This window comes from Janthinobacterium sp. GW821-FHT03C10, assembly GCF_059420865.1.
This window is the reverse complement of record NZ_JBWKUN010000006.1, coordinates 417,602-429,237: the sequence shown is the minus strand read 5'-3', so window position 1 is coordinate 429,237 and position 11,636 is coordinate 417,602. Positions and strand designations below refer to the sequence as shown.

The following is an 11,636-nucleotide window of genomic DNA, read 5'->3' as shown; positions in this document are numbered from 1 at the left end:
CCTGTTGCGGATCGCCGGCTCGCCGGCATGGAAAGGAAGAAGAATATGTCGTTGTCTTGGGATGATGAAACCACGTCGGCAGCTGTGCCGCGTCCGGCGCAGCAAGCGCCGTTGGGAAATACCGATTTGAACCTGCCGGCCGGCGCCGAGCCGTCCGAAGCGAACGCCGAGCAAGTGGCGCGCCGCGTGAATGCCGACGACAAGCGCATCATCAACGGCAAGACGGACGTCAACCAGCTGGTGCCGTTCAAGTACAAGTGGGCGTGGGACAAATACCTGGCCGGCTGCGCCAACCACTGGATGCCGCAGGAAGTGAACATGCAGCGCGATATCGAGCTGTGGAAAAACCCGAACGGCCTGACGGACGACGAGCGCCGCCTGGTCAAGCGCAACCTGGGCTTCTTCGTCACGGCCGACTCGCTGGCCGCCAACAACATCGTGCTGGGTACCTACCGCCACATCACGGCGCCCGAGTGCCGCCAGTACCTGCTGCGCCAGGCGTTCGAGGAAGCGATCCACACGCACGCCTACCAGTACATCGTCGAATCGCTGGGTCTGGACGAAGGCGAGATATTCAACGCCTACAACGAAGTCAAGTCGATCCGCGACAAGGATGAATTCCTGATCCCGTTCATCAACACCCTGACCGACCCGGCCTTCGTCACCGGCACGGTGGAAAACGACCAGAAGCTGCTGAAATCCCTGATCGTGTTTGCCTGCCTGATGGAAGGCCTGTTCTTCTATGTCGGCTTCACGCAGATCCTGGCGCTGGGCCGCCAGAACAAGATGATGGGCGCGGCCGAGCAGTACCAGTACATCCTGCGCGACGAATCGATGCACTGCAACTTCGGCATCGACTTGATCAACACGATCAAGATGGAAAATCCGCAGTTGTGGACGGCCGCCTTCCGCGAAGAGATCAAGGATCTGTTCATGAAGGCCGTGGAACTGGAATACGCGTACGCGGAAGACACCATGCCGCGCGGCGTGCTGGGTCTGAACGCGCCGATGTTCAAGGGCTATTTGCGCTTCATCGCCAACCGCCGCGCGCAGCAGATCGGCATCGAGCCGCTGTTCGCCCAGGAAGAAAATCCATTCCCGTGGATGAGCGAGATGATCGACATGAAGAAGGAACGCAACTTCTTCGAGACCCGCGTGACCGAGTATCAAACGGGTGGTGCGCTGAACTGGGAGTAAGCGGATAAGTAGTATCAAGCGCTAATCTGAATGATGATTGGAAGAGAAGGGGCCTTGCGTATGTGAGGCCCCTTGCCATTGGAACGTCTTATTGCTATTGTATTTTTAACCAGTAGGTTCAGATAAAACATCTTGCAGTCTTCGGTTTGGACGGCATACTTGGAGACTGCTCCACATCGGCGAGTAGTTGGCGGAACTAAAGGAGATCGGAACATTGAAGCAGTCACCTGACTCGAATTTTGAGATGTTGCGCTCCTATGAGGAGCAACTCTGGCGCCTTGGTGCTTTGGCTGAACGTTATTTCGCCGAAGATCCCAATACATGCCTTCTCAAGTTGCGTCAGTTGGCAGAGTTGTTGGCTCAGTCGCTCGCGGCTAGATCTGGCCTGTATGTTTCACAGGAAGAAACGCAGTACGAATTGATTCGGCGTCTTCATGCCGAGGGTTTCCTGCCACGAGAAATCAAACAGATTTTCGATCAAGTTCGTATCAATGGTAATTCCGCCAATCACGCCTTGCATGGCAATTATGCTACAGCCTTGTCGACTCTGAAGTTGAGTTGGCAACTTTGTTTGTGGTTCCACCGAACTTTTCGACAGGCGGATTACCGTTCGGGTCCGTTTGTCCCTCCGTCACCGCCGACTAACGAAAGCGATGAGTTGCGGCACGAGTTGGCATTGCTTCGCCAGGCTGTTTCCCAATACCAGACTCAACAACATCAAGCGGTCAACGCTCTCCATTCGGTTCAAACACAGCTCTCGGCCTTGAGCGAGGAGCGAGCGATATGGGAGCAGCTTGCTGTCGAAGCAGAACAGGCAAAAGCAAAACTCGCAGAACAGCTCTCCAGCTTGCAAGCGGATGCGTTGGCGGCGCCTCAAGGAACGCTCAATAAACTCTTGGTTTCTGCGACCAATGCTGCTGGGCTTTTGCAGCTGGATGAAGCCGAGACGCGCCGCATCATTGACGACCAGTTGCGTCTGGCCGGCTGGGAGGTTGATTCGGAGAGCCTACGTTTTAGCAAGGGTACCCGTCCCCAGCGCGGGCGTAATTTAGCGATCGCGGAGTGGCCTTGCGACGGTTACTCGGCCGATTATGTGCTTTTTCATGGACTGCTTCCGATGGCAATAGTGGAGGCCAAGCGCTCGATCAAGGATGTATCCGCAGATCTGCAACAAAGCAAGCGCTACAGTCGTACTTTTTCGCCCAGCACAGAAACCCAATTACACATCCAGAATTGGGGCGAGCAAGGAGAGTTCCGTATCCCCTTCGTTTTTGCCACTAATGGCCGGCCCTATTTGCGTCAATTGTCGACCAAGAGCGGTATTTGGTTCTGCGATTTGCGTCAAGCGGATAACCGCAGCCATGCGCTCGACGGCTGGTATAGCCCTGATGGGCTGCAAAACTTGTTGCGTCAAGATAAAGTCCGTGCCCATGCGGAATTAGCGAATACGCCTTTCGATTATGGTTTCTCATTGCGGCATTATCAGCAAGCCGCGATAAGTGCGACCGAAGCAAGCATTGCTAAAGGTCAAAGAGAAATTCTGTTGGCCATGGCTACGGGAACCGGAAAAACCAAGACGTGTATCGCTCTCATTTACCGTTTGCTCAGTGCTCAGCGCTTCCATCGGATTCTATTTCTGGTTGACCGTTCGGCGTTGGGCGAGCAGGCCGCCAATGCTTTCAAAGACACCCGGATGGAGCGTCTGCAAACCTTTGCCGACACCTTTGGTATTAAAGAGCTGGAGGTGCAGGCGCCGGATGCCGACACTTGCGTCCACATTGCCACTATTCAGGGCATGATGCGGCGTGTCTTGTTCCCAGCCGATGGCATCGCCCCGCCAACAGTTGATCAATACGATTGCATCGTGATTGATGAATGCCATCGTGGTTATACGCTGGATCGGGAGATGTCCACTACAGAGCTTAGTTTTCGCGGCTTCGATGACTATATCTCGAAGTACCGGCGAGTATTGGACTACTTCGATGCCGTCAAGATTGGACTGACCGCAACGCCAGCCTTGCATACCAGCGAGATTTTTGGTCAGCCCGTGTATAGTTACAGCTACCGCGAAGCCGTGGTGGATGGCTTCCTGGTAGACTACGAGCCGCCGATTCAGATTCATACCGAATTGACCGATAAAGGCATCGTCTGGAAAGTTGGTGAAGAGGTCCAGGTCTACAATGTAGAGCGTAGTCAGATCGACTTGTTCAAAGCCCCAGATGAAATCAAACTCAAGGTTGATGACTTTAACCGCAAGGTCATCACCCGTCCTTTCAACGAGGCAGTGTCTAGTTATTTGGCGCAAGAGTTGGACCCGAGCGGACGGCGCAAGACCCTGATCTTTTGCGTCAGCAGCGAACATGCTGATCTGATGGTTGATGTATTGAAGGCCGCCTTCGAACAGCTGTATGGCAGCGTTGAGGATGATGCCGTGCTCAAGATCACCGGCAATGCGGACAAACCGCTGGAGCTGATCCGCCGCTTCAAGAATGAACGGCTGCCGAATATCGCCGTGACGGTGGATCTGCTCACGACAGGTATTGATGTGCCCGAAATTTGCAATCTCGTCTTCCTGCGGCAGGTGAATAGCCGAATTCTGTTTGATCAGATGCTCGGCCGCGCGACGCGCTTGTGCGACTTCGATGGCGAAGCCAAGGACAACTTCCGTGTTTACGACGCTGTACGTCTTTTCGAGTCTGTCGGTGACATGACCGCGATGCGGCCTGTTGTCGTCAACCCCAAAATCACGTTCGCCCAACTGGAGCGTGAACTGACCACGGTTGTTGACGACGCTGCACGCGAACTGGTGCGTGAGCAGTTTCTGGCCAAGTTACAAGTCAAGAAACGGCACTTGCATGGCCAGGCGGTGCAAGACTTCGAGATCAAGGCCGGCATGAATCCCGATGCGTTTATTCAAAAGCTCAAGAATTTGAGTTTGACCGAGGTGGCGCAGTGGTTCACGCACAACCCCGATCTTGGTGAAATACTGGACCGCAAGCTGACGGGTAACCGCCAAGGTATCTATGTTTCTGAACACCCGGATGCATTCCTGCGCGTGGAGCGCGGCTATGGCAATGCGAGCAAGCCCGAGGATTACCTGGAAGCGTTCAAGACCTTCATCACAAGCAATAGCAACCAGCTTCCTGCGTTGATGGCCGTGCTGACCAAGCCACGCGAGCTCACCCGCAAACAACTCAAGGAACTCACCTTGGCGCTGGATCAGGCAGGTTTCAGCGAGGCGCGTCTGGCGACAGCCTGGCGTGAACTGAGCAACCAGGACATCGCGGCGCGTATTGTCGGCTACATCCGGCAAGCCGCACTGGGCGATGCGCTACTACCCTACGGCGAACGGGTGGATCATGCGTTGCAAGCCATGCTGGCCAATACACCTGGTGGCAAGCCCTGGACCAATCCGCAGCGCGATTGGCTCAAGCGCATTGCCGCACAAACGAAGGCGAATCTGCTAGTCGACCGTGAGGCGATTGACGACCCCGATTTGCTATTTAAACGCGAGGGCGGTGGTTTTATTCGCCTCGATAAACTTTTCAACGGCCAACTCCAACCCGTGTTGGACGCCTTTAACGATGCGCTCTGGGCGCCTCCCGCCCGGCCTGCACAAGCCTGATTTTTATGTCTACCAATTCCCAAGTAACCCACGATATCGGCGCCAAGCTTTGGTCGCTCTGCCATGTGCTGCGCGACGATGGCGTCACCTACCACCAATACCTCAGCGAACTCACCTTCCTGCTGTTCCTTAAAATGATGAAAGAGACCAGCCAGGAAGATCGGCTCCAGGTATGGATAAGGCCCAAAAAAGGCGAGCTACCTGTGGAACAGCCTGGCACCCGCTGGGACGACTTGCTGAGCGCTTCGGCCGCCGAGCGTCTCGACCTGTACAAGGAGATGCTGCTGAGCTACGGCCTGCATGGCCGTGGCGCTGTGCAGGAAATTTATGCCAATGCGAATACCTTCATCACCAAGCCGACAACGCTGAGCAAGCTGGTCAGTGACATTGATGCGCTCGACTGGTATAGCGTGCAGCGTGACGACCTTGGCGATCTCTATGAGGAGTTGCTGGAGCGTAACGCCACCGAGAAAAAGAGCGGCGCCGGCCAGTACTTCACGCCCCGGCACTTGATCGACAGCATCGTCACCGTGATGAAGCCGCAACTGAGCGACACCATCCAGGATCCGGCCGCCGGCACATGCGGCTTCCTGATCGCGGCCAACAACTACCTGCGCCGGGAAAATGACCTGGACAGCCTCGACGAAGCGGCCCAACGCCGCTATCGCAACGTGACTTTCCATGGCATGGAACTGGTGCAGGATACGCATCGGCTCGCCTTGATGAACATGCTGTTGCACGGTATCGAAGGTGGCGTCATTTATGGTGACACATTGAGTGATGACCACAAGAAGCTGCCGCATGCGACCCTGAGCCTGTCGAATCCGCCCTTTGGTACGAAAAAGGGCGGCGGTTTGCCGACCCGGACAGACCTGACGTATATTTCCAGTAATAAACAATTCGCTTTCCTGCAGCATATTTACAGAGACTTGCGCCCAGGTGGCCGCGCTGCGGTGGTGCTGCCGGATAATGTACTTTTCGAAAGTAATATTGGTACCGATATTCGCCGCGACCTGATGGAAAAATGTAATCTGCATACCGTCCTGCGTCTGCCAACCGGCATCTTTTATGCCCAGGGCGTGAAGACCAACGTGCTGTTTTTCACCAAGGGAGAGCAGGACAAAGGCAATACCAAAGAAGTCTGGGTATATGACATGCGCGCCAATATGCCCCAGTTTGGCAAGCGTACGCCCTTCACCCGCGATTATTTCCGTACTGCGGCCGATGCGCCTGCCAGCGTACCCCGTGAAAAGTTCGAAGACGTCTTTGGTGACGATCCGTTTGGCGGGCCTGCTGCGCTGGCCCAGCGCGTGGATACGGGAGAGAGCGGTCGCTGGCGCAAGTTCACGCGCGAACAGATTGCACAGCGTGGCGATAACCTCGATATCAGCTGGCTCAAGGATGACAGTGGCGGCAGCGCATTGGATCAGCGCGATGAACCTGCGGTAGTGGCGCGGCTGGCCCTGCGGGAACTGAATGGCGCTATCGGCGAATTACGCGCCTTGCTGGAAGAGCTGGGCGAAGATCCCGACCTGCCGCTGGATGATCTTCTGCCGGATGAGGATGATGTCTCCGGGGTAGCCGAATGAGCACGGCTGAAGTCGCGCTGGTGGCCAATCTGGAATCGCTGCATGCCGAATTGCGTGGGTTGATTGAAGCCAGCCGGCAGCGTTTGTCGAGTACCGTGAATGCCGAATTGAGCCATTTGTACTGGACGGTAGGCCATCGGCTGGCCACGGAAGTGCTGGGCGGCGAGCGCGCCCGGTATGGTACTCAACTGATGACACGCCTGGGGCAGAGGCTGGCCGATGAATTCGGACGCGGTTTCGAGATCAAGAATCTTCGGCGCATGGTGCAATTTTCTCAAGCCTTTCCCGATCTGGAAAATGTCGCATCACTGATGCGCCAATTGAGCTGGACCCATTTTTTGCAGCTGCTGCCAGTCAAGGACGAGGAAATTCGTTCCTTCTACGCGCAGCAAAGCGTGCTGGAACACTGGAGCGTGCGGGAACTGCGCCGGCAAATCGAACGCAAAGCCTATGAGCGCCGCGAAATCGCCAGTGCGGGGGTACCGGCGGCGTTGCCATCCGGTGCAGTGGCTCCCGCCTTGATTTTCAAGGATCCTTATTTTCTCGATTTCTTGGGCCTGAGTCAGGGTTACGATGAAGCCGACTTGGAAAGCGCCATTCTGCGCCAGTTGGAAGCGTTCATCCTGGAATTGGGGCGTGGTTTCGCCTTTGTTGAAAGGCAAAAGCGCATGGTGATTGACGGCGAGGATTTTTACCTGGATTTACTCTTCTTCCATCGCCGCCTACGCCGTTTGGTAGCGATCGAACTCAAACTGGGCCGTTTCAAGGCCGCCCACAAGGGGCAAATGGAGCTGTATCTTAAATGGCTGGACAAGCATGAACGCCAAGCGGGCGAAGAAGCGCCGATAGGCTTGATCCTATGCGCCGAATCGAGCCGCGAACAAGTGGAACTATTACAAATGCATAAAGATGGTATTACTGTGGCCGAATACTGGACCGAGCTGCCGCTGAAGGCGGAGCTAGAGCGCCAGTTGCATGCAGCGTTGGCTGAGGCACGGGAGCGGTTGGCGCGACGTGGGTTGTTGAGGGTGGGAGATAGCGATGCGTGAACTTCCAAGTTCGTGGGTATGGTCAACGATTGGTGAGCTTGCTGAGTATGTTCAGCGCGGAAAATCACCTAAATACACAGATAGAAGCGATTTACCTGTCATTAACCAAAAATGTATCCGTTGGAATCAACTCGAATTAAAAAATCTGAAGTTCATTCACCCCGATCATTTTTCGGCATGGGAGGATGTCAGATTCATTAAGGCTGGTGATGTGTTATGGAACAGTACGGGAACGGGTACGGTTGGGCGGGCTTATCTTGTCAATGAAATTGATTGCACTCCCCCAAAAGTTGTGGACTCGCATGTAACAATTGTTCGGCCTGTTTTAGGAATCGAGTCTCGATATCTTTTTAACTGGATCAGGAGTTCAGCAGTACAAGACAAGATTGAAGAGATGTGCGACGGCACAACGAATCAAATAGAATTGAGTCGAGGTTCTATTGTTGAAACGGCTATACCTGTCGCTCCAGCTGCGGAGCAAACCCGCATCACTAAGCAACTTGACATTTTGTTGGCTCGCTCTCAAACCTGCAATGACCGTCTGAGTACGATTCCCTCCTTGCTAAAACGGTTTCGGCAGGCAGTATTGCGCGCGGCAACAGAGGGGGGCTTGATTGATGATACCTTTGAGCTTACCAATGGCAATTGGACCAAGACCGTTATTGGAGAAATTGCTGAAGACTTACGTTATGGTACTTCTAAAAAGTGCGACTACGAGTCCAAAGGTAAGGGAGTTTTACGCATACCAAACATTGCTCAACATGGCAGAATCGATATATCTGATCTCAAACGAGCTGACTTTGAAGATGTAGAAATTAAAAAGCTATCTTTAAAGGAAGGTGATCTGCTTGTCATTCGTTCTAATGGTAGCGTTGAACTTGTTGGTAAAATCGGTTTGGTAACAGCCAGCGAGGTCGGATTGCTTTTCGCGGGATACCTCATAAGGCTCCGAGTTGATCAAACTAAAGCACGTCCAGAGTTTATTCAATTATGGCTATCCGCTCCTGCGCAGCGCCAACTGATTGAGCGAACCGCTAAATCAACTAGTGGAGTCAATAACCTGAATGCAGAGGAATTGCGATCATTGCCTTTGTCTCTTCCCTCGCTCGAAGAGCAGGATGCGATCATCAACCGGGTAAAAGCCTTGTTTGATAAGGCAAACTATATTGAAGCTCAATTGACTAATGTTAGAGTACATGCTCAGCGCTTGGTTCCACTGATGCTTGCCAAAGCCTTCCGTGGCGAACTGGTTCCGCAAGATCCGAACGACGAACCTGCCGAGGTATTACTGGCGCGCATAGCCGCCGAGCGTGCCAACGCTGAACCCAAGACGCGCAAGCCGCGAGTATCCCGCGCACCGCGTGTACCTAAAGAAACTGCCGCCATGACCAAAAGCCGCCAAGACGATGATGTCAAAGACCAACCCTATCTAGCCGGGCATTTGCGCCGATTGGGGGCGCCGGTGACCGCTGAAACATTGTTCAAGATGGCTGAATTGCCTGTGGCGGACTTTTACAAGCAATTGGCATGGGAAGTGGCGCAAGGCTATGTGAATGATTCCACGATCTTGCTGGAGCAAGGCCATGCGACTTGATAAGATCTATATCGATGGTTTCAAGAACCTGAAGCAACTGGAGGTCGACTTTGATGAGGGCAAGCTCACCACAGTGCTCATTGGTCAGAATGGTGCTGGTAAATCCAACCTGATCGAGGCCATTACCCAGATCTTTCGCTGGGTGGACATGCGCCGCAACGAACCGCGCTTTCGTTACCGGGTGGATTACCGTATTCAACCGCCAGGGAAAACCATTGCTGAACCGCCGCGCGTTACATTGAGTAATGTGCCTGGCGAGCCGGCCATCCGTGTGAATGGTCAAGATATCAAGCGCAGCGAGTTCGAGAAGCGCAAGGTTGAATGGTTTCCCGATCTGGTGTTTGGGTATTATTCGGGTGGCAGCCGGCGTCTTGAGGTGCTTTTCGACAGTCACCAGCGGCGCTATTACGACGCGATCAAGCTGGAGGATAGTCTTACCGAGTTCAATCAAGCGCAAGATGCGCGTCGACTATTCTATTGCCGCCCGATTCACGGCGTGTTGGCCCTGATGGCTCTGTTTGCCTTCCCCGATCCCAAGGTAACAGGAGAACTGTCGGCCAAGCTGGGTATCATCAGTTTTCATTCGATGCTGGCCCATTTTCGGGAACCTTGGTTCGCGCGCGGCAAAAAAGGCGATCAATATAGCTCGCGCAATTTCTGGGGTGCTGGCGGACCTGCGGGACGTACGGCGCGGAAGTTCCAAGAGGTGGCTTTTCATCCTCTTGCACTGGAAGGAAACGCGATAGACGATTATCGCGACAAGCAGCAAACCGAATCGCAATATGCGACTTTTCTTCCGTCACTGGAGCACTTGAAGCGCTTCTCGAGCGCATTCAAAAGCGAACGGGAGATGTTTTATGCGCTGGAGGCGATGGACATTTCGGACTTGATCCGCGAGATGTTGATCTGGGTGACCCGCAACAACGATGCAAGTGGCGATGTCGGTTTTGCGGATCTGTCGGATGGTGAACGTCAGCTGCTGATGGTGCTGGGCCTGATCCGCGTTTCACGCGGCAAGCGCGCTTTGTTCTTATTGGACGAACCGGATACTCACCTTAACCCGCATTGGCAGCACAGCTATCTTAAACTGATCGAAGACTGGACAGGCATCGCCGCCGATGCGGACAAGTGCCACATCATTCTGACCTCGCACAACCCGCTGACGATTTCAGGGTTGACCCGCAATGAAGTACGCGTGATGTATAGCGACCAGTCTTCCGGCGCTGTGATGGTGGAAGCGCCTTTCGTCGATCCAAAAGGATTGGGCGTTAGCGGCGTGCTGACCGATATTTTCGGTATGCCATCTACGCTGGATCAGCCGACACAGGAGCTGATCGACGCCCGCAATCGCTTGGCTCGTCTTGCCGAATTAGACGTGGCGCAGACCGAAGCGCTGGACGCGATCAACGAACAGTTACGTGAGCTTGGATTCATGTATGAGGAGCGCGATGAGCTGTATCGCCAGTTTCTACGTAAATTAGACGACGTGGAATTGGCCGATGATACCGCGCGCACGCCAGAACAACTGCGCCAGCGCGATGATGCCACCCGCGAAGTCATCGCACAACTGCTGAAAAAATAATGATCTATATTCATCGAGACTGGACTCAAGTGCCTGACGCGATCAAAGCGGCACTGCAGAAGGCAACTGAAGAACTGGACGCTATCGACAATTTAGCTGCCCGCAAAGCTTATATCGAAAAAAATTCTTCAGCTTGGACGGCCGTTCGAGAATATTTGCTCGCGATGTCTAATGGGAAGTGCTGGTATTCGGAGGCCAAAGATAGCGTTGCCCGCTACCAGGTAGACCACTTTCGGCCACATGGCCGCGCCAAACAGGCAGCCAAAATATTTGCAGATGGCTACTCATGGCTTGCCTTCGATCTGGATAACTTTCGGCTCTCAGGCATGCTTTGCAATACGGCTAATAGAGAGTATTCGGAGGAGACTGTCGGCAAGAGCGACTGGTTTCCATTGGCCGATCCGAGCAGGCGCGCAACCTTGGTGGCTAGAGATACGGCAGGAGAGACTCCCTTGCTACTGGATCCCGTTGAGCCAGAAGACTTGTGCAAGCTTTGGTTCAATGATGATGGTTCCATATTGCCAGATCCTGACTTGGAGGAAGGTGCGAAGTCCAACGTAAATTTGGCGATTCAGTATTTGGGACTGCAGCAAAGTCAGCTAAATGCTCAGCGACGATCAGCATGGAGAAATTGTAATCGCACTATTAAGCGGTACAAGAGGATCGACAAAATAGCAAAAGGTGATCGTACACAGCTCGAAGTCGATATGCTGAAGGAGGCACGGGAAGAGTTGGTGGCAATGTCGAAGGCATCCAGTGAATTTGCCGCAGCGATGAGATGCTGCTTGATCGCCCATGGGCTGAAACAATTGGTCGTGCGGGATGAACTGTTGCCTTTGGCATTGCAGGACTAATTGGGCTTGATACACGCAATTTTTTCGTCAGATTTATTGATGGCAGGTCGATGTGTTATACATGATCTCTAGCCTATCCGGCGTGGATGTAAGGTCTTGGGATGCTTTCTGATTTTTGCTGCCGACAAACGGCCCGCTATCATCAC

7 protein-coding genes are annotated in these 11,636 nt (G+C 53.8%); all 7 read left to right on the top strand.

Annotated elements, in window-relative coordinates; genetic code table 11:
• Nucleotides 1-45 precede the first annotated feature (45 nt).
• The 7 genes from AC07VH_RS21685 (at nt 46) to AC07VH_RS21655 (ending at nt 11,490) form a co-directional block, all read left to right on the top strand.
• Nucleotides 46-1,197: a ribonucleotide-diphosphate reductase subunit beta gene (locus AC07VH_RS21685; protein ID WP_070218582.1), complete on the top strand. Its 1,152-nt coding sequence runs from the start codon at nt 46-48 to the stop codon at nt 1,195-1,197.
• A 214-nt stretch (nt 1,198-1,411) separates the two neighbouring features.
• Nucleotides 1,412-4,822, top strand: coding sequence for a type I restriction-modification system endonuclease (hsdR, locus tag AC07VH_RS21680; protein ID WP_494789185.1), 3,411 nt, complete (start codon nt 1,412-1,414; stop codon nt 4,820-4,822).
• Nucleotides 4,823-4,827: 5 nt separating this feature from the next.
• Nucleotides 4,828-6,411 carry a class I SAM-dependent DNA methyltransferase gene (locus AC07VH_RS21675; RefSeq protein WP_494789184.1) on the top strand — a complete coding sequence of 528 codons (1,584 nt, stop codon included), beginning with the start codon at nt 4,828-4,830 and terminating at the stop codon, nt 6,409-6,411.
• Nucleotides 6,408-7,460 (top strand): PDDEXK nuclease domain-containing protein, encoded by a 1,053-nt coding sequence (locus tag AC07VH_RS21670; RefSeq protein ID WP_494789183.1) that lies wholly within the window; start codon nt 6,408-6,410, stop codon nt 7,458-7,460. The genes AC07VH_RS21675 and AC07VH_RS21670 overlap by 4 nt, the downstream gene beginning before the upstream one ends.
• Entirely contained in the window at nt 7,453-9,054 is a 1,602-nt protein-coding gene (locus tag AC07VH_RS21665) for a restriction endonuclease subunit S (RefSeq protein ID WP_494789182.1), read from the top strand. The genes AC07VH_RS21670 and AC07VH_RS21665 overlap by 8 nt, the downstream gene beginning before the upstream one ends.
• Entirely contained in the window at nt 9,044-10,636 is a 1,593-nt protein-coding gene (locus AC07VH_RS21660; RefSeq protein WP_494789181.1) for an AAA family ATPase, read from the top strand. The genes AC07VH_RS21665 and AC07VH_RS21660 overlap by 11 nt, the downstream gene beginning before the upstream one ends.
• Entirely contained in the window at nt 10,636-11,490 is an 855-nt protein-coding gene (locus AC07VH_RS21655; RefSeq protein ID WP_494789180.1) for an HNH endonuclease, read from the top strand. Before AC07VH_RS21660 ends, AC07VH_RS21655 begins: the two co-directional genes overlap by 1 nt.
• Nucleotides 11,491-11,636 lie beyond the last annotated feature (146 nt).

What these genes read in the sequence shown, in the direction of transcription:
- AC07VH_RS21685 (WP_070218582.1), top strand. Translation starts at nt 46, where the DNA reads ATGTCGTTGTCTTGGGATGATGAAACCACGTCGGCAGCTGTGCCGCGT.
- AC07VH_RS21675 (WP_494789184.1), top strand. Translation starts at nt 4,828, where the DNA reads ATGTCTACCAATTCCCAAGTAACCCACGATATCGGCGCCAAGCTTTGG.
- AC07VH_RS21670 (WP_494789183.1), top strand. Translation starts at nt 6,408, where the DNA reads ATGAGCACGGCTGAAGTCGCGCTGGTGGCCAATCTGGAATCGCTGCAT.
- AC07VH_RS21665 (WP_494789182.1), top strand. Translation starts at nt 7,453, where the DNA reads ATGCGTGAACTTCCAAGTTCGTGGGTATGGTCAACGATTGGTGAGCTT.
- AC07VH_RS21660 (WP_494789181.1), top strand. Translation starts at nt 9,044, where the DNA reads ATGCGACTTGATAAGATCTATATCGATGGTTTCAAGAACCTGAAGCAA.
- AC07VH_RS21655 (WP_494789180.1), top strand. Translation starts at nt 10,636, where the DNA reads ATGATCTATATTCATCGAGACTGGACTCAAGTGCCTGACGCGATCAAA.